This window comes from Caulobacter sp. (assembly GCF_965279145.1).
GTDB lineage: Bacteria > Pseudomonadota > Alphaproteobacteria > Caulobacterales > Caulobacteraceae > Caulobacter.
Window position 1 is genome coordinate 1,484,256 of the sequence record NZ_OZ257139.1, and the last position, 17,919, is coordinate 1,502,174.

At 66.1% G+C, this 17,919-nt stretch carries 20 protein-coding genes and 1 pseudogene; 7 read left to right on the forward strand and 14 right to left on the reverse strand.

Annotation, left to right across the window (positions count from 1 at the left end):
• Positions 1–25: 25 nt before the first annotated feature.
• Genes ACQY9P_RS06865 through ACQY9P_RS06890 form a run of 6 tightly spaced genes read right to left on the reverse strand, consistent with a single transcriptional unit; the run spans position 26 to position 5,581 of the window.
• Complete coding sequence (locus ACQY9P_RS06865) at positions 26–1,231, reverse strand: acetyl-CoA C-acetyltransferase (protein ID WP_421739990.1); 1,206 nt, start codon at positions 1,229–1,231, stop codon at positions 26–28.
• A gap of 24 nt (positions 1,232–1,255) precedes the next feature.
• On the reverse strand, positions 1,256–1,735 hold the full coding sequence (locus ACQY9P_RS06870; RefSeq protein WP_421739989.1) for an OsmC family protein: 480 nt from the start codon (positions 1,733–1,735) through the stop codon (positions 1,256–1,258).
• On the reverse strand, positions 1,735–2,085 hold the full coding sequence (locus tag ACQY9P_RS06875; RefSeq protein WP_421740142.1) for a hypothetical protein: 351 nt from the start codon (positions 2,083–2,085) through the stop codon (positions 1,735–1,737). The genes ACQY9P_RS06870 and ACQY9P_RS06875 overlap by 1 nt, the downstream gene beginning before the upstream one ends.
• Positions 2,086–2,102: 17 nt before the next feature.
• Positions 2,103–3,266, reverse strand: coding sequence for an acyl-CoA dehydrogenase family protein (locus tag ACQY9P_RS06880; protein ID WP_421739988.1), 1,164 nt, complete (start codon positions 3,264–3,266; stop codon positions 2,103–2,105).
• Between the two features lie 2 nt (positions 3,267–3,268).
• A complete protein-coding gene (locus ACQY9P_RS06885) occupies positions 3,269–5,062 on the reverse strand; it encodes an acyl-CoA dehydrogenase C-terminal domain-containing protein (protein ID WP_421739987.1) in 1,794 nt (597 codons plus the stop codon).
• A 39-nt stretch (positions 5,063–5,101) separates the two neighbouring features.
• The gene (locus ACQY9P_RS06890; protein ID WP_421739986.1) at positions 5,102–5,581 is read right to left on the reverse strand and encodes a MerR family transcriptional regulator; all 480 of its coding nucleotides are present in this window, start codon (positions 5,579–5,581) and stop codon (positions 5,102–5,104) included.
• A 190-nt stretch (positions 5,582–5,771) separates the two neighbouring features.
• Between ACQY9P_RS06890 and ACQY9P_RS06895 the strand changes: the two genes are divergently transcribed.
• A complete protein-coding gene (locus ACQY9P_RS06895) occupies positions 5,772–6,413 on the forward strand; it encodes a S24 family peptidase (RefSeq protein ID WP_421739985.1) in 642 nt (213 codons plus the stop codon).
• 3 nt (positions 6,414–6,416) lie between these two features.
• On the opposite strand, the gene ACQY9P_RS06900 is transcribed toward ACQY9P_RS06895, so the two are convergent.
• The 6 genes from ACQY9P_RS06900 to ACQY9P_RS06925 form a co-directional block, all read right to left on the reverse strand.
• Entirely contained in the window at positions 6,417–6,626 is a 210-nt protein-coding gene (locus ACQY9P_RS06900) for a hypothetical protein (RefSeq protein ID WP_421739984.1), read from the reverse strand.
• 126 nt (positions 6,627–6,752) lie between these two features.
• Positions 6,753–7,748 carry a UDP-glucose 4-epimerase GalE gene (galE, locus tag ACQY9P_RS06905; RefSeq protein WP_421739983.1) on the reverse strand — a complete coding sequence of 332 codons (996 nt, stop codon included), beginning with the start codon at positions 7,746–7,748 and terminating at the stop codon, positions 6,753–6,755.
• 169 nt (positions 7,749–7,917) lie between these two features.
• Positions 7,918–8,895, reverse strand: coding sequence for an NAD-dependent epimerase/dehydratase family protein (locus ACQY9P_RS06910; protein WP_421739982.1), 978 nt, complete (start codon positions 8,893–8,895; stop codon positions 7,918–7,920).
• On the reverse strand, positions 8,895–10,202 hold the full coding sequence (locus tag ACQY9P_RS06915; protein ID WP_421739981.1) for a UDP-glucose dehydrogenase family protein: 1,308 nt from the start codon (positions 10,200–10,202) through the stop codon (positions 8,895–8,897). Before ACQY9P_RS06915 ends, ACQY9P_RS06910 begins: the two co-directional genes overlap by 1 nt.
• 186 nt (positions 10,203–10,388) lie before the next feature.
• Positions 10,389–12,050 carry a lysine--tRNA ligase gene (locus ACQY9P_RS06920; protein ID WP_421739980.1) on the reverse strand — a complete coding sequence of 554 codons (1,662 nt, stop codon included), beginning with the start codon at positions 12,048–12,050 and terminating at the stop codon, positions 10,389–10,391.
• Between the two features lie 63 nt (positions 12,051–12,113).
• Positions 12,114–12,503: a hypothetical protein gene (locus ACQY9P_RS06925; protein ID WP_421739979.1), complete on the reverse strand. Its 390-nt coding sequence runs from the start codon at positions 12,501–12,503 to the stop codon at positions 12,114–12,116.
• 260 nt (positions 12,504–12,763) lie between these two features.
• Here ACQY9P_RS06925 and ACQY9P_RS06930 point away from each other — a divergent pair.
• Positions 12,764–12,924, forward strand: a pseudogene (locus tag ACQY9P_RS06930) (hypothetical protein).
• A gap of 619 nt (positions 12,925–13,543) precedes the next feature.
• Here the strand turns inward: ACQY9P_RS06930 and ACQY9P_RS06935 are convergent.
• Positions 13,544–14,572 (reverse strand): ligase-associated DNA damage response exonuclease, encoded by a 1,029-nt coding sequence (locus ACQY9P_RS06935; protein ID WP_421739978.1) that lies wholly within the window; start codon positions 14,570–14,572, stop codon positions 13,544–13,546.
• A gap of 25 nt (positions 14,573–14,597) precedes the next feature.
• On the opposite strand from ACQY9P_RS06935, the gene ACQY9P_RS06940 reads away from it, so the two are divergent.
• The 4 genes from ACQY9P_RS06940 (at position 14,598) to ACQY9P_RS06955 (ending at position 15,931) form a co-directional block, all read left to right on the forward strand.
• Positions 14,598–15,086 (forward strand): PaaI family thioesterase, encoded by a 489-nt coding sequence (locus ACQY9P_RS06940; protein WP_421739977.1) that lies wholly within the window; start codon positions 14,598–14,600, stop codon positions 15,084–15,086.
• Positions 15,083–15,502, forward strand: a complete 420-nt coding sequence (locus tag ACQY9P_RS06945; protein ID WP_421739976.1) for a PaaI family thioesterase — start codon at positions 15,083–15,085, stop codon at positions 15,500–15,502. Before ACQY9P_RS06940 ends, ACQY9P_RS06945 begins: the two co-directional genes overlap by 4 nt.
• Positions 15,503–15,516: 14 nt before the next feature.
• On the forward strand, positions 15,517–15,699 hold the full coding sequence (locus tag ACQY9P_RS06950; protein WP_421739975.1) for a DUF2256 domain-containing protein: 183 nt from the start codon (positions 15,517–15,519) through the stop codon (positions 15,697–15,699).
• 133 nt (positions 15,700–15,832) lie between these two features.
• Entirely contained in the window at positions 15,833–15,931 is a 99-nt protein-coding gene (locus ACQY9P_RS06955; RefSeq protein WP_421739974.1) for a hypothetical protein, read from the forward strand.
• Positions 15,932–16,074: 143 nt separating this feature from the next.
• Here ACQY9P_RS06955 and ACQY9P_RS06960 read toward each other — a convergent pair whose 3' ends face one another.
• Positions 16,075–16,983, reverse strand: a complete 909-nt coding sequence (locus ACQY9P_RS06960; protein ID WP_421739973.1) for a histone deacetylase — start codon at positions 16,981–16,983, stop codon at positions 16,075–16,077.
• Between the two features lie 79 nt (positions 16,984–17,062).
• On the opposite strand from ACQY9P_RS06960, the gene ACQY9P_RS06965 reads away from it, so the two are divergent.
• Positions 17,063–17,917, forward strand: coding sequence for an acyl-CoA thioesterase (locus tag ACQY9P_RS06965; RefSeq protein WP_421739972.1), 855 nt, complete (start codon positions 17,063–17,065; stop codon positions 17,915–17,917).
• Positions 17,918–17,919: the final 2 nt, after the last annotated feature.

Sequence of the window (17,919 nt, forward strand, 5' to 3'; positions counted from 1 at the left end):
GGTGTTAGTTCCTTGAGGTCGGTGCTTAGACGCGTTCGATGACGGTGGCGGTGCCCATGCCGGCGCCGACGCACAGGGTGATCAGGGCGGTTTCCTTGTCGGAGCGCTCCAGTTCGTCGAGCATGGTGCTGATCAGCATCGCGCCGGTGGCGCCCAGGGGGTGACCCATGGCGATGGCGCCGCCGTTGACGTTCATCTTGTCGTGCGGGATGTCCAGCGCCTGCATCATGCGCAGGACGACGGCGGCGAAGGCCTCGTTCAGCTCATAAAGGTCGATGTCCTTGACGCTCATGCCCAGGCGCTTGAGCAGCTTTTCGGTGACCAGCGACGGCCCCGTCAGCATGATCGAGGGCTCCGAACCGATCGAGGCGCCGCCCTTGATGCGGCCGCGGGCCTTCAGGCCCAGGGCCTCGCCCATTTCCTTGCTGCCGATCAACACGCCGGCGGCGCCGTCGACGATGCCCGAGCTGTTGCCGGCGTGGTGGACGTGATTGATCTTTTCCACCTGCGGATAGCGCTGGGTGACCACGGCGTCGAAGGCCATCTCGCCCATGCCCGTGAAGGACGGGTTCAGCGACGCCAGGGTCTGCATGGTGGTGGAGCCGCGAACGGTCTCGTCGTGATCCAGGATCGTCAGGCCCAGCTGGTCCTTGACGCCGATCACCGACTTCTTGAAGCGGCCGTCGGCCCACGAGGCGGCGGCGCGGCGCTGGCTCTCGACGGCGTAGGCGTCGACGTCATCGCGGCTGAAGCCGTAGAGCGAGGCGATCAGGTCGGCCGAGACGCCTTGCGGGGCGAAATAGGTCTTGAAGGCGCTGGAGGGGTCGGTCGGCCAGGCGCCGCCGTCGCTGCCCATGGGCACGCGGCTCATGCTCTCGACGCCGCCGCCGATCGCCATGCCGGCCTCGCCGCTGATCACCTTGGCGGCCGCCATGTTCACGGCTTCCAGGCCCGAGGCGCAGAAGCGGTTGATCTGCACACCGGCGACGCTCTCGGCGTAGTCGGCGGTCAGCACGGCGGTGCGGGCGATGTCGCTGCCCTGTTCGCCGACCGGGGCGACGCAGCCCAGGATGACGTCGTCGACAAAGGACGTGTCGAGATTGTTGCGGTCGCGGAGGGCCTCGAGGACCTGGGAGGCCAGGGACAGCGAGGTGATCTCATGCAGAGATCCGTCCTTCTTGCCCTTGCCGCGCGGGGTGCGCACGGCGTCAAAGATGTAAGCGTCGGCCATTTGATGGCTCCTTCCTGCGTAGTTCTAAGCGGGTTGTCTGGTAGGCGCCGGCTCGACCCGCACATCCGTGAGGACCGAATTGGCGATGAAACAGGCGTGGTGGGCGGCCTCGTGCAGGGCGGTTTCCTCGGCCTCGCTGGGCGGGGCGCCCTCGTAGGTGATCCTGGGACGCAGCGTTACCGTGCTGATCCACATCGCGCCGTGATCGTTCCGGGTCATCTCGCCTTCGGCCATGTCGGCATAAGCGGTGATGACGAACCTGGCCCGTCGGGCGAGGTCCAGGAAGGTGAGCATGTGGCAGGCCGACAGCGCCGCGACGAACATCTCTTCCGGATCGACGCCCGCCGGGTCCGACCACGGCAGCGGCACCACCGAAGGTGATGCCGAGCCGGTCGTGGTCACGCCGCCATCGAACGACAGCGTATGGGCGCGGCTGTAGCGGCCCCGGGGGAAGTCCTCCTCCGGTTTCAGGGTCCAGCGGACGGTGGCGGTGTGGACCGACATTACTTCCAGGTTCCGATGGGAGACTTGGCGATCGGCTTGCACATCAGGCCGCGCGCCGAGACCTTGGCGCTGTAGGTCACCCGCTGGCCAAACTCCGGCGCCGGCAGGGCGCAGGCCGTGAAGCCCGAAGTGGTGACCTCAAGGCTCCAGGTCGCGATCTTGGAGCGCAGCAGGTTGTTGCAGACATCGCTGCCAGGCGTCAGCGGCAGCTTGAACTCACCCGGCTGGGGGCGCTTGCCCACCAGCTTGCCCGAAAAGGTCAGCGGCCGACGGCCGCCCTTTTCGGCCCGCACGCAGACGACCGCCGCGCGCGGATCGGCGGCGGGCGCCGCGGTCGCGGTCTGGGCCATCAGGGCGAGCGTGAGGATCACAGCGTCCTCGCGATCAGGATCTTCATCACCTCGTTGGTGCCGCCATAGATCCGCTGGACGCGGCTGTCGCGGTACATCCGGGCGATCGGATATTCGTTCATGAAGCCATAGCCGCCGAACAGCTGCAGGCAGCGGTCGACGATCTTGTTCTCCAGGTCGCTGACCCAGTATTTCGCCATCGAGGCGGTCGAGGCGTCCAGCTTGCCGGCCAGATGCTGCTCGATGCAGTGGTTGGTGAAGACGCGGGCGACGGTCGCCTCGGTCTTACATTCGGCCAGCACGAACTGGGTGTTCTGGAAGTCGATGATCGCCTTGCCGAAGGCCTTGCGCTCCTTGACGTAGGCGATGGTCAGCTCCAGCGCCCGCTCGATGGTGGCCATGCCCTGGACGGCGATGTTCAGCCGCTCTTGCGGCAGTTGGCCCATCAGCTGGAAGAAGCCCTGGCCCTCGTCCGTGCCCAGCAGGTTCTCGGTCGGAACCTTGACGTCGTTGAAGAACAGTTCGGAGGTGTCCTGGGCTTCCTGGCCCAGCTTGTCGAGGTTGCGGCCGCGCTCGAAGCCTTCGGCGCCGTCGGTCTCGACGATCAGCAGGGAGGTGCCGCGCGCGCCGGCCGCGGCGTCGGTCTTGGCGACCACGATGATCAGGTTGGCGGTCTGGCCGTTGGTGATGAAGGTTTTGGAGCCGTTGATGACGTACTGGTTGCCGACCTTCTTGGCCGTCGTCTTGACGCCCTGAAGGTCCGACCCCGCGCCGGGCTCGGTCATGGCGATGGCGCCGACCAGCTCGCCGGTCGCCAGCTTGGGCAGCCAACGGCGCTTCTGCTCTTCCGTCCCGTAGTGGACGAGGTAGGGCATGATGATGGCGTTGTGCAGGCTGATGCCGAAGCCATCCACGCCCTTGAGGCCCAGTTGCTCCATCAGCACGACCTCGTGGCGATAGTCGCCGCCGGCGCCGCCGTATTCTTCCGGCGTGGAGAGGCCCAGCAAGCCGGCCTCTCCCGCCTTGGTCCACATCGAGCGATCGACGCAGTGGTTCTTGCGCCACTGGGCGACCGTCGCTTCAGGCGCGTGCTCGTCGAAGAACTTGCCCACCGCGTCTTCAAAGATCGCGATGTCTTCCTCGGCCATGAAAGCCGGTTTTGCGACGTCGAGCACGCTCATGATCAGAAAGCCTCCGCGGGCAGCGCCATCAGGGTCGCCGAACCCGTCTTGAGTTTGGTCAGATGCGCCCCTGCGTCAGGCAAGATGCGCTCGATGAAATATTGCGCCGTGGTGACCTTGGTCGAATAGAACGGGTCGGACGAGCCGGCCGCGATCTTGGCCTGGGCCGCCTTGACCTGCAGGGCCCACATGTAGGCCAGGCCCGTCAGGCCGAAGAGGTGCATGTAGTCGGTCGAGGCCGCGCCGGCGTTGTCGGGGTTCTGCAGGCCGTTCTGCATCAGCCACATCGTGCCGTCCTGCAGTTGGGCCTTCACCTCGGCCAGCGCCTTGATGAAGGGCTTGAGGCCTTCGTCGCTGTCGTTCTCGCCGATGAACTGGTCGATTTCCTGGAAGAAGGTCATCACCGCGCGGCCGCCCTTGGAGGCCAGCTTGCGGCCCACGAGGTCCAGGGCCTGGATGCCGTTGGTGCCTTCATAGATCAGGGCGATGCGGCAATCGCGCATGAACTGGCTGACCGGGAAGTGCTCGGTGAAGCCGCTGCCGCCGTGCACCTGCACCGCGTCCGAACAGACCTTGAAGCCCTTGTCGGTCAGATAGCCTTTCAGCACCGGCGTCATCAGGCCCATGTAGTCTTCGGCCTTTTCGCGGACCTTCTCGTCCGGGTGGGCGTGGGCCAGGTCGCCGTGCAGGGCGGTCCAGAACAGGAAGGCGCGACCGCCTTCGATCAGGGCCTTGCTCTCCAGAAGCATGCGACGCACGTCCGGGTGGACGATGATCGGGTCGGCCGGGCCTTCGGCGTTCTTCGGGCCGGTCAGCGAGCGGCCTTGCAGGCGATCCTTGGCGAAGGCGACGGCGGCCTGATAGGCGGCCTCGCCCTGGGCCACGCCCTGCATGCCGACGCCTAGGCGGGCCTCGTTCATCATCACGAACATGATCTTCAGGCCGGCGTTCTCGCCGCCGATCAGCCAGCCCTTGGCGTCTTCATACTGCATGACGCAGGTGGCGTTGCCGTGGATGCCCATCTTTTCTTCGAGGCCGACGCACTTGACGCCTTCGTTGCGCTCGCCGGCCGTGCCGTCTTCCTTGGGCAGGAACTTGGGCACGATGAACAGGCTGATGCCCTTCACGCCGGCCGGGGCGCCTTCGATGCGGGCCAGAACCAGGTGGATGATGTTGCCCGACATGTCGTGCTCGCCGGCGCTGATCCAGATCTTCTGGCCGGTGATGCGATACGTGCCGTCAGCCTGGGGAACCGCCTTGGTGCGCAGCAGGCCCAGATCGGTGCCGCAGTGCGGCTCGGTCAGGTTCATGGTGCCGGTCCATTCGCCGGACACCATCTTGGGCAGGTAGAGTTCCTTCTGCGCGTCGGTGCCGCCGGTGTGGATGGCCGAATAGGCGCCGTGGGCCAGGCCCGGATACATCGAGAAGGCCATGTTGGCCGAGCTCGACATCTCGCTGAACGCCAGGTTGACGACATGCGGCAGGCCCTGGCCGCCATAGGCGGGGTCCGAGCCCAGGCCGGTCCAGCCGCCTTCGCACAGCTGCTTGTAGGCTTCCTTGAAGCCCGGCGGCGTGGTGACTTCGTTGGTGTCCTTGTTCAGCACGCAGCCGGTCTTGTCACCGACGGTGTTCAGCGGGGCCAGGACCTCGCCGGTGAACTGGGCGGCGGCCTCCAGGATCTGTTCGACCGTATCGAACGAGGCGTCGGCGAAGGCCGGCAGCTGGCCATGCTGATCGATGTTCAGCATGTCGCGCAGGATGAAGACGTGATCGCGAACGGGCGCCTGGTAGGTCATGGAAGGTCCTGGAAGAGAGAGGAGTAGAAAGGAAAGAGCTTACTTGCCCAGTGCGGCGTCCGCGTGACCGTCCAGCCGGGCGCGCAGCACCTGGTCATAGTCGGCGGCGCGGGGCAGCAGGTCGGGGCGGATCTCGGCCAGGCGCTGCTCGAGACGGGCGCAGGCCTGGTGCAGTTCGATCAGGGCGCCGTCGATATCGTCGCGCTGCTGCTCCAGCGCGGTGGCGCGCTCGCGGAACTTCTTCAGCGACCGGGCCATCTGGGCCGCGCCGTCGTCGTTCTCGTCATACAGGTCCAGCAGTTCGCGGATTTCCGACAGCGACAGGCCCACGCGCTTGCCGCGCAGGATCAGCTGCAGGCGGACGCGGTCCTTGTGGGAATAGACGCGGTTGAGGCCTTCTCGAGCCGGCGACAGCAGGCCCTTGTCCTCATAGAAGCGCAGCGCGCGCGGCGTGGCTTTGAATTCATTGCAGAGATTGCGGATCGTGAACGTCCGCTCGGGGCGACGCAGGTCAGCCAACATAGAAACCTCCCAAGAGGAAAGGCCCAGCTACGCGGCTGGGCCGCTTTGTTATCGTTGATCACTCTAGCGCCGGCTTCCGTTGACGTCAACGTTTACGTAAACGTCAAGCTGAGACTGCCCGGATAGGTTTACTTTCCTAGCGGCAAGGCTTATTTTCCTGTCGCCTCAACCCGCCGGATCTCACGCCATGACGGCTCTTTCGCACACCGAAATCTGGACCGCGATCGACGCGCTCGCAAAGCGTTTCGACATGAGCCCGTCGGCCATGGCCAAGATGGCGGGCCTGGATCCGACCAGCTTCAACCGCTCCAAGCGCATGTCGGCCGACGCCGAGGCGCGGCCCCGCTGGCCCTCGACCGAGAGCCTGGCCAAGGTGCTGGAAGCCACGGGTGTGGGATTTTCGGAATTCGCGGCGCTGACGGAAAACACAAAGCGCCCGCCGGCGCGCGGCGTGCCGCTGCTGGGCTTCGCCCAGGCGGGATCTGACGGCTTCTTCGACGACGCGGGTTTCCCGGCCGGCGAGGGCTGGGACGAGATCGCCTTTCCCGGCCTGCAGGAAGACGGCGTCTATGCGCTGGAGATTTCCGGCGACTCGATGACCCCGGTGTTTCGCGACGGCGACCGCATCCTGGTCTCGCCCTCGATCGAGCCGCGCCGCGGCGACCGGGTGGTGGTCAAGACCAACGACGGCGAGGTGATGGCCAAGGAACTGGCGCGGGTCACCGCCAAGACGATCGAACTGACATCCCTGAACCGGGACTACGGAGACCGTGTGCTGGAGCGCGGCGATGTGGCCTGGATCGCGCGGATCCTCTGGGCCAGTCAGTAAAGCCTAGGTGCGCGGGCAGTTGCCGTGCTGGCCGTTGATATAGGCGATCAGATCGCCTTCCCAGGGCGCGTCGCATGACACGTCGACCCGGTAGGAACCCCAGATGTCGTTATGCGCGGCTTCCACATGGGCGCCGGGGAATTTCGAGGTGAGGTCGCCGAGCAGAGAGTCGAATTCCGAACGATCTGACGGGCGAAGAGTGAACGAAGCCATTGGACTAACCTTGGGGTTCTGATGCTGGAACCTTACAACGCCAATTGCGGACATTCCCTTAACCGGGAATTCAGACTTCATTCATCTTAGCGGACATGGTGTCGCAGGCCCAAAGCCTGAACCGTCCTATCGCTTCAGCAGCGGCGCCCCATTGGCGTGCCAGGACCAGGCGTGATCGATGATCTCGTCCAGGCCATAGCGTGGGCTCCAGCCCAGCTTAGTACGCGCCTTGTCGTTATTGGCCACGAGGCTGGGGGCGTCGCCGGGCCGTCGGTCGGCAGGGATCAGCGGAAAAGGGGTGTTGGAGCGCCGCTCGATGGCGCCGACCAGTTCGCGGACCGTGGTGCCCGTGCCTGTGCCGAGATTGAAAGCGGTGCTCTCACCACCCGCCAGCAGCCACTTCAGGGCCAGAACGTGGGCGTCGGCCAAGTCCAGCACATGGATATAGTCGCGCACGCAGGTGCCGTCGCGGGTGTCGTAGTCGCTGCCAAACAGCGTGAAGGCGTCGCGCTCGCCCCGCGCGGCGGCGATGGCCAGCGGAATGGCGTGGGTCTCGGGCTCGTGCTTCTCGCCGATGCGGCCTTCCGGTTCGGCGCCGGCGGCGTTGAAATAGCGCAGCACCACCGAGCGGAACGCCTTGTAGCGGTCCATGTCCTCGAGAATCTGTTCGACCATCAGCTTGCTGCGGCCATAGGGATTGAGCGGCTGCTGCGGGTGCTTTTCGTCCATCGGCACATAGACCGGCGCGCCATAGGTCGCGCAGGTCGAGGAGAAGACCAGCTTGTCGATCCCGGCGCGGCGGGCGGCCTCGACCAGGGTGATCGTCCCGCCCACATTGTTGGCGTAGAAGGCACCCGGCTCGGCGACCGAAAAGCCCACCTCGATGAAAGCGGCGAAGTGGATGATTGCGGCCGGCTTGTGCCTGGCCAACACGGCGTCCAGCCGGGCGGCGTCATTGATGTCGCCCACCTCCAGCGGACCCCACTGGACGAATGACTCCCAGCCGTTGCTGAGGTTGTCATAGACGATCGGCAGAAAGCCGGCCTCGTGCAGCCTTAGACAGGTGTGGGATCCGATATAGCCCGCGCCACCAGCGACAAGGATCGGCGTTCGTTCGTTCATGGTCGTCCCATCGTCGGTGAGTTCAGGGTCAGGGAGGAGTCTGCCAGAGCCCCACGGCGGCGTCGCCGGGAATATGGTCTCCGGCGATCGCCCGGTCGCTTCGGGTCATCCTGGAGGCAGGAACTGAGCACGGCGCGGCCCGGAACCGCGGACGGCGTAGCAGGGCGGATCAGCTCCTGTGGAAGGTCGGCCACCAGGCGGCGAAGCGGGCCAGGCCCTCCTCCAGCGCCACCTTGGGCTTGTAGCCGGTCAGGGCGTTCAGTTTCGAAATGTCGGCATAGGTGGCGGTCACGTCGCCTGGCTGCATGGGGCGCATGATCTTCACGGCCTTGCGGCCGATGGCCTGCTCCAGGGTGGTGATCATCTCCATCAAGCCGACGGGGTTGCTGTCGCCGATATTGTAGACCTCATGGCCACCTTGGGCCGGCGGATTGTCGAGAACCCCGATAATCCCGTCGATGATATCGTCCACATAGGTGAAGTCGCGAGCCATCCTGCCTTCGCCATAGACTTCGATGGGCTCGCCCGCGAGGATCTTCTGGGTGAAGTCGTAATAGGCCATGTCGGGCCGGCCCCAGGGCCCATAGCCCGTAAAGAACCGCAGGCCGGACTGGGGAAAGCCATACAACCGCGCATAGCTGGCGCTGATCAGCTCGCAGGATCGCTTGGTGGCCGCATAGAGCGAGACGGGCGCGTCAGCCGGATCCGTTTCCCGAAACCCGCCCTCCGCGATCGGCCGGTCGCCATAGACGCTGCTCGACGAGGCATAGACCAGATTTTCGACGCCCGCGTGGCGGCACGCTTCCAGCACGGCCAGATGGCCCGCAAGGTTGGAGCGCTCATAGGCGAAGGGATTGTCGATGGAGTAACGCACGCCCGCCTGAGCGGCCAGGTGCACGATCCGTCTGGCGCCGCTGGTCTTGACGAGATCCAGCAGGGCCTCGTGCTCGGCGATGTCCATGCGGACCATTGAAAAGCCGGGTCGGCCCTCCAGCCGCGCAGCGCGCGCGGCCTTCAGGCGGGGGTCGTAATAGGCGTTGAAGACATCGATCCCCACGACCGCCTCGCCGCGATCCAGCAGCCGCTCGGCCAGGTGCATCCCGATGAAGCCGGCCGCGCCGGTGACAATGACGGGCCCAGAAGCCATCATGCGCGCCCGATTGAGGTGTAGGTGAAGCCGGCGCGGATCATGTCGTTGGGCTTGTAGATATTGCGCAGGTCAACGACGACGGGGGCCTTGAGGGCGGCCTTGAGGCGCTCCAGGTCGAGGGCCCGGAACTGGTCCCATTCGGTGAGGATCAGCAGGACATCGGCGCCCTCTGCCGCCTCATAGGGACCTGCGGCAAAGGTGACGCCCGGCAGCATCTTGACCGCCTCGTGGCCGCCTTGCGGGTCGAAGGCCTGGACACTGGCTCCCATGGCCTGAAGGGCCGGCAGAATGTCCAGGCTGGGAGCGTCGCGCATATCGTCGGTATTGGGCTTGAAGGTCACGCCCAGCACCCCGACGGTCTTGCCCGAGAGGTCTTGAGAGCCCAGGGCGGCGGCGACCTTGGTGGCCATGGCCTTCTTGCGGGCGTCATTGATCTCGACGGTGGCCTCGATCAGCCGGGTGGGTGCGCCATAGTCCTGGGCGGTCTTGACCAAGGCGATGGTGTCTTTCGGGAAGCACGAGCCGCCATAGCCGGGACCGGCATTGAGGAACTTGGAGCCGATGCGCTTGTCCAGGCCGATGCCCTTTGCCACCTGCTGGACGTCGGCCCCGACCTTTTCGCACAGGTCGGCCATCTCGTTGATGAAGGTGATCTTCATGGCGAGGAAGGCGTTGGCGGCGTACTTGATCAGCTCGCTGGTGCGGCGGTCGGTGAAGATGATCGGGGTCTCGTTCAGCGACAGCGGGCGATAGAGTTCGCGCATCACCGCCTGAGCGCGTTCATCCTCGGTGCCGACGACCACGCGGTCTGGACGCTTGAAGTCCTCGATGGCTGCGCCTTCGCGCAGGAACTCGGGGTTGGAGGCCACGGCGAACTGGGCGTCGGGGCGCACGCGGCGGGTGATGGCCTCGACCTCGTCGCCGGTGCCGACCGGCACGGTCGACTTGGTGACGATGACGGTGAAGCCTTCGATCAGGCCGGCGATCTCCTCAGCGGCGGCATAGACGTAGGAGAGGTCGGCATGGCCGTCGCCGCGGCGGGTGGGGGTGCCCACGGCGATGAACACCGCGTCGGCCTCCTTGATGGCGGCAGCGCCATCGAGGGTGAAGGACAGGCGGCCCTCGCGCATGTTGCGCGCGACCAGATCCTCCAGACCCGGCTCGAAGATCGGGATCTTGCCGCGCTCCAAGCGCTCGATCTTGCCCGGATCCTTGTCCACGCACGTCACCAAATGCCCGAAGTCCGCAAAGCAGGCCCCGGACACCAGTCCAACATAGCCCGTGCCGATCATCACTACGCGCATGGAATCCTCACTTGCGACCGCCCCCGGCCGGGAGCGAGATGAACCATCGCCTGCTCGTCACGCGTTTTTCGTGACGCTGCAACCTTCGACCCGACACACAACCACTGGAAAGCGCCGGCTCGCCGAAGGCCGGGCGGATCCGGGCGCTTCAGCGCCCGCCGCACGGTCCCTTCGGTCGTCCGGCGGTCAGACCGCCGTCAGTTTCTCGTCGATCAGGGCGATCGTCCGGTCCAGACCGAAGATCGCCGCGAAGGAGCCAAAGCGCGGCCCCTGGCTCTGCCCTAACAGCACTTCGTAAAGAGCTTGGAACCAGGCGCGCAAAGGTTCGAACTCATGGTCCTTGCCGACCGCGAACACCTCGTTCTGGATCAGCTCGGCGTCCTGGCACCCTTCCGGCAGCGCCGCGAGGCGCCCACGGAGATCAACGATCGCCGCGCGCTCCTTGTCGTCCGGGGCGCGGAAGGTCTTCGAGGGCTTCACGAAGTCCTCGTAATAGTTGATCGCATAGCCGGCCAGGCGGTCCAGCAAGGGCTGGCTCTCCGGCGTGGCGCCGTCGACATAGCGGCCCAGGAAGCCCCACAGGATGTCCTTGGTCGAGGCGTCGGCGGCCGAGACCAGGTTCAGCATCAGGCTGAACGACACCGGCGAGCCCTGCTCGGGAGGCTTGCCCGAGTGGACGTGCCAGGCCGGGTTGTCGATCTGCTTGTTCGGCTCCTGCTTTCCGAACGCCTCCAGCTGCTGGAGATATTCGTCCGTCGCCTTGGGGATGACGTCGAAATAGAGCTTCTTGGCCGACTTGGGGCTCTGGAACATGTAGTAGGCCAGGCTCTCGGGCGCGCCGTAGCGCAGCCACTCGTCCATGGTCAGGCCGTTGCCCTTGGTCTTGGAGATCTTCAGATTGTTCTCGTCCATGAAGAGTTCGTAGTGGAACCCTTCTGGGGGCGAGCCGCCCAGCACCTTGCACACCTGGTTGGACAGGCGGACGCTGTCGATCAGGTCCTTGCCGCTCATCTCGTAATCGACGCCCAGGGCCGTCCAGCGCATCGCCCAGTCGGGGCGCCACTGCATCTTGACGCCGCCGCCGGTCACGGGGACCTCGGTCAGCTCTCCGTCCTCGTCGCGGAACACGATCGTGCCCTTGGCGACATTGCGCTCCAGGGTCGGGACCTGCAGCACCTTGCCGGTCTTGGGGCTGATCGGCAGGAACGGCGAATAGGTGGCCCGGCGCTCTTCGCCCAGCGACGGCAGCATGATCTTCTGGATGGCGTCGAAACGCTCCAGGGCGATCAGCAGGGTCTCGTCAAAGCGGCCGCCGCGATAGCAGTCGGTCGAGGACACGAACTCGTAGTCGAAACCGAAGCCGTCCAGGAACGTGCGCAGGCGGGCGTTGTTGTGATGGCCGAAGCTGTCGAACTCGCCATAGGGGTCGCGGACCACGGTCAGCGGCTTGTCGAGGTCGGGGATCATCACCTCGCCGTTGGGCACGTTCGGCGGGATCTTGCGCAGGCCGTCCATGTCGTCGCTGAACGAGACCAGCCGCGTGGGGATCGCATCATCGGTCAGGGCGCGGAACGCCGCGCGGACCATGGTGGTGCGCGCCACCTCGCCGAAGGTTCCCATGTGCGGCAGGCCCGACGGACCATAGCCGGTCTCCAGCACCACCGGTTTGCGCAGGGCCTCGAACGTGGCGACCGCTTCGTCGGTCTTGCCGGCGTTGATCAGGGTCGAGGCAAGATCGCGCTCGGCGTCGGACAGGCGCAGACGCAGCGTGCGGGCCAGCAGGGCGCGCGCCTGCTCGAACGGCCAGGCGCGTGCGTCGCGGGCGAGGGGGGAGAGGCCTTCAAACATGCGGGCGGTATAGGGGGAAGTGGCGGTGGTGGCTAGGTTTTGGGTGAGGGGGCCTCGCTCTATCTACGAAGGAGGCCCTGGATACCGCGCCCACTCGATTTCCGCCTTCTTGAGCCGCGCAAAAGGGTCGTCGCCGAACTTCCATCCTGCTGGCATGGTCTGCCGATGGTTGGTTTGATCGACGCGATCCAAGCGCTCGGATTCTTCCTTTGAGATCAAAACGATCCGGGTGTTGTCACGGATCAGCTTGGCAAGGGCCTCATCAGATTGCTCTCGCTCCAACATCTGGTGGCACTCTTTGACGATCACTAGCCGAGGAACGACATGCTCTCGCCGGGTCGCATTTTCGGCATAGGAGCGTCCCACCACGGTCAATTCATCGGGTATGAGCAGAGCCTCCAGTAGGCGAGTGTCCGAACTGCCCTTCTCCTCCCACAAGCCGCGGATGTGCATTGCGACTCGAAGGCTCGCGCGTTCGAGTCGCTCAGCAGTTGAGTATTCTCGGCGCATCATTTTCCCCTGCAGGTGGCGCCATCCGCCGCAGCGGAGGCTGGCGCGCCCTGAAACCCTTGGTGGAATTGGAGCTCTGAGGTCAGGCCGTGTCAATGACGGCGCGCCGCGCCGCCGCGCGCGGCCGGCCTCTGGCCGGTCATTGACACGGCTTGGCCTCAGAGCAAGCTCGCCTCCAAGGATTCAGGGCGGGGCCTGGGCGGCTGGGGGCGGCCGACGCACCAACAAACGCTTGTCATCCCGGCCGCAGCGAAGCGGAGCGCCGGGACCCAGGGGCAACCGCAGTGCGCCGGCCCCTGGGTCCCGGCTCGCGCCAAGGCGCGTCCGGGATGACAAGAGTTTTGATGGGGAGGTATGGGGATAGAGGGCGCTCAATCCCCGTTCTTTCCGGAACAAACCCCAACCCAATCAACCGCTTGTAAAATAGTTGATCGCGCCAATCCTCCGCGCTCAAACCTCCCGCATAATCATGGCTGTCCCCGTCGCAGGGGGAGGGCGCTTGGTACCGGCCCAAAGCGGCGACGGGTGATGAAGCTGAGCGGGGCCGCGACGCCCCGCGTCGGGGACGATGGTGGTCTGTTCGTTGGATTGATCCGGGACCACCGGAAGCCTGGGCGCGGAACGGCGCGGATCACAGGGCGGGGATCAGAGTCCGCCTATCGCACATCGTCGGCGTCGAGACGGATTAGCCGATCGACAAGATGCGCGCCCGTCCGGGGGCTAGTTGGGAATCAGAGCTGAAACCGACGCTCGTGTGCCCCAATCCTCACGGTCAAGAACAGCTTGGCGAAGCGGACAGGTCGAGCCGAAACGCACAAAACACATCACGGTCATCCGGGTTCGTCCCGGCCGCTTCGCGCCTCCCCTTCTAACTCAGCGGTCTCCCGCGTGAGGCTGAGAGCCTGTGTCCGCCAGACTTGCCCCCTCCTGACCTGCTGCGCAGGTCAGGAGGGGGCAAGTGGTCACCAGGGAACCGACAATGCCTACTCCCCCTCCTCCTCGTCATACCCCACCAGCCGCAGCGCCCGGGCCGGCAGGCCTTCCAGCTCGCACCAGCGCAGCAGGGCCTCCTCCCGCCCATGGGTGATCCACACCTCGCCAGGACGGAGCTCCGACAGGGTCGCGGTCAGTTCGTCCCAGTCGGCGTGGTCGGACAGGATCAGCGGCAGCTCGACGCCCCGCTGCCGGGCCCTCGCCCGCACGCGCATCCAGCCCGAGGCGAAGCAGTCGACCGGATCGGCGAAGCGCCGCGACCAGCGGTCGGCGATGGCCGAGGGCGGGGCGATGACGATCTGGCCGGCGAAGTCCTTCTTCGCCTGGCCGGTGGTGGCGGGCAGCAGCGGCCCCAGATCGACGCCGTGATCTTCGTACAGGGCGTTCAGCCGCTCGAGCGCGCCGTGCACATAGATCGGCTGATCCCAGCCGCCCTCGCGCAGCAGCTTGATCACCCGCTGGGCCTTGCCCAGGGCATAGGCGCCGACCAGATGGGTGCGCTCGGGAAACTGGGCGACGCTGGCCAGCAGGTTGCGGATCTCGCCCGCGTCGTCGGGATGGCGGAAGACCGGCAGGCCGAAGGTGGCCTCGGTGATGAACACATCGCAGGGCACGGGCTCGAACCGCGCGCAGGTCGGATCGCGGCGGCGCTTGTAGTCGCCCGAGACCACCATGGTCAGGCCCTTCCAGCGCACCACCGCCTGGGCCGAGCCCAGGACGTGGCCGGCAGGGACCAGGGTCACCTCGACGCCGTTGTGGGTGAAGGATCCGCCATAGGGCACGACCTCACGGCGACCGGCGAAGTCCTCGCCATAGCGCACGGCCATGATCGCCAGGGTCTCCGGCGTGGCCGCGACCACGCCATGGCCGGCGCGGGCGTGGTCGGCATGGCCGTGGGTGATCACCGCCCGGTCCACGGGGCGGACCGGGTCTATATAGAAGTCCCCCGGCGGGCAGTAGAGGCCATCCGGTCGCGGACAGAGAAGGTCTTCGGGCTTGATCACGGCTGGATATGACAATGCGCGGACTGCTAATCATATCCCCATGAGTGATGACAACGAACAGAGCCGCATGATCGCCACGGCGATGAACGAGGGCAGCCCGCAAGCGCGGGCCCTGGGCTTCACCACCCTGAAGATCGGCGACGCGGTGGCGATCCTGAAGGTGCCCTACCGCCCCGAGATTGTCGGCGACCCCGAGACGGGGGTGATCGCCGGCGGGGTGATGACCACCCTGCTGGACCACGCCAGCGGCCAGGCGGTGCACGCGGCGCTGGAGACCTGGACCTCGATCGCCACCCTGGACCTGCGGATCGACTATATGCGTCCCGCCCAGCCCGGCCGCGACGTGATGGCCCGGGCCCACTGCTACAAGGTGACCCGCTCGGTCGCCTTCGTCCGCGCCGTGGCCTACGAGGATGATCCCGAGGACCCGGTGGCCACCGCCCAGGCGACCTTCATGCTCGACAGCAGCGCCGGCAAGAAGGCCGGGGCCAATCTCAAGCCCTCCAAGGCAAAAGGAGACGCCGCATGAGCGACGCCGACAACCGCCTGGTCGCCGTTCTGGGCTCGATCCCCTATGCCCGGTTCCTGGGCGTGACCGCCGAGCTGGCGGGCGACGAGATGACCGCCATCCTGCCGTTCGCCGACCACATCGTCGGCAATCCGATGCTGCCGGCCATTCATGGCGGGGTGCTGGGCGCCTTCATGGAGATGACGGCCGTGGCCCAGCTGTCGGTGATCTCGCCGATGAAGCGCCAGCCGCGCACGGTGGACGTGTCGATCGAATATCTGCGCTCGGGCCGGCCGGTCACCACCTATGCCCGCGCCACCGTCAAGAAGCTGGGCCGGCGGGTCGCCAATGTCCATGTCGAGGCCTGGCAGGAAACTCGCGCGGCGCCGATCGCCACCCTGCGCGGCATCTTCCTGGTCGCGCCGTCGGAAGAGTAGAGGGAGGCGCGACCATGACCCGGGCTTCGCGCGGCGGACACGGCGGCGGCAAGGCCGTGCGCAAGGGCGATCTGCCCTCCAAGCCGTGCCTGACCTGCGGTCGGCCGTTCACGTGGCGCAAGAAGTGGGAAGCGGCCTGGGACGAAGTAAGATATTGCTCCGACGGGTGCAGATCACATAAAATTACACCCATGTAATGCGAATTAATGGCAGGATGTTTCTTAAAAAGCCTTCATGACGCAAAGGTAACGGGTATTCACCCTAAGCCGCGCCTATATCCCTGCTCACCGGACGCGAACAACCGCGCCGGCCAACAAAGGGATCAAGACCATGACCATCAAGTCCAACGCTTTCGCCGGTTTCGCCACTCTGGTTCTCGCGGTTCTGCCGCTCGTCGTGATCGCCGGTTCGCTCGCCTCGAGCTTCTGAGTGATCGCCGCGTAGCTCCGTCGGCCGGCCGTCCCGAGGGTCACGAACCCCGGACCGCCCCGACGGAGCAAGGCGCAAGCCGCGCCTGCCAGACTGACCTGATACAGTTTGCGCCGCTCGAGACTCCTCGCGGCGCCCCTCTTTCAAACACCCAACAGACCGGCCGCGGTGCGGTGCAGAATGGCGTGGCGATCGGCCAGACGGTCGATGTCCGGGTCATAGCCCCCGCCGATCACGCCGGCGACAGGCACGTCCCGCGCCAGGCAAAGCCCCAGCACATAGGCCTCCCGACGCCCCAGGCCGTCATGGCTCAGCGAAAGCCGGCCCAGCTTGTCATCGACATGCGGATCGACCCCGGCGTTGAAGAACACCAGATCCGGCTGCGTCCGATCGAGCAGCCCCGGCAGGGTCTCGGCCAGTCGCGCCAGATAGGCCTCATCGCCTGTCCCGTCGGCCAGATCGATGTCGAGATCGCTCAACGCCTTGCGGGCTGGAAAGTTCTTTTCGGCATGCATTGAGAAGGTGAAGACCGAGGTGTCGCCCTCGAAGATCCTGGCCGTGCCGTCGCCCTGATGGACGTCCAGATCAACGACCAGGGCCTGGCCGATCGCACCCTCGGCCAGCAGGCGCCGCGCCGCCACCGCCACGTCGTTGAAGACGCAGAAGCCCGCGCCGCTCTCGGCGCTGGCGTGATGGCTGCCCCCGGCGGTGTTGCAGGCGATCCCGTGCTCCAGGGCCAGCCGGGCCGTCAGCAGCGTGCCGCCCGTCGCGGCGCGGGCCCGGTCGGCCACCGACTGGCTGTTGGGCATGCCGATCCGCCGGACGACATCCGCCGGCAGCGACAGCTCCAGCACGCCCCGGACATAGTCCTCGGTATGCGCAAGCAGCAGGGTCTCGACGTCGATCAGGTCGGGCTGATGGAAGCCGTCCGGTCCCGGAAGGCCCTCGGCCGCCAGCAGGGCGGCCAGGCGCGAGAACTTGTCCATCGGAAACCGGTGCCCCGCCGGCATCTCGGCGCGGAAGGCAGGGTGGTGCACGATGGGTGAGGACATCGGCAAACGATGGCGATCGGGACGACGTGACGCAAGGTCGCGTCTTGCCCCGGCGGCGCTTGGGGAATAACCCATCGCCATGCAGACGACCGACAACCTCGCCGACATCCTCGACCTCGAAGCCATCGAGGTGAACCTGTTCCGGGGCGTAAGCCCCAATGACGGGTTCCCCCGCATCTTTGGCGGCCTGGTCATCGCCCAGGCCCTGCTGGCGGCCTACCGGACCGTGCCCGAGCGGATCTGCCACTCGCTGCACGCCTATTTCATCCGCCCCGGCGATGTGAACGCCCCCGTCCTCTACGAGGTCGAGCGGGCCCGTGACGGCGGCACCTTCACCACCCGTCGGGTCGCGGCCATCCAGCACGGCGAGCAGATCTTCAACCTGGCCTGCTCGTTCCAGACGCCGGAAGACGGCTTCGAGCACCAGTCGCCGATGCCGGCCGCCCCGGCGCCCGATGAGGTGCAAACCGAAGGCGAGTTCCTGCGCAGTCTGGGCGACCAGGTCCATCCCAAGATGCTGGCCTTTCTCGACAAGCCACGCCCGATCGACATCCGTTGGGTCGATCCGCAAAATCCGGTGAAGCCGGAAAAGAAATCGGGCACCAAGGAAGTCTGGATGCGGGCCCGCGCACCGATCGGCGATGACGTTAAGATGCAGCAGGCGGCCCTGGCCTACGCCTCGGACATGGCCTTCATGGAAAGCGCCCTCCGCCCGCACGGCCTGATCTGGACCACGCCCGGCCTGCAGTCGGCCAGCCTGGACCATGCCATGTGGTTCCACCGCCCGTTCAATTTCAACGACTGGACCCTGTTCGCCCAGGACAGCCCCAGCGCCTCGCAGGGACGCGGCATGGTGCGCGGCCAGATGTTCAGCCAGGACGGAACCCTGCTGGCCTCGGTGGCTCAGGAATGCCTGATGCGGATCAAGAAATAGAG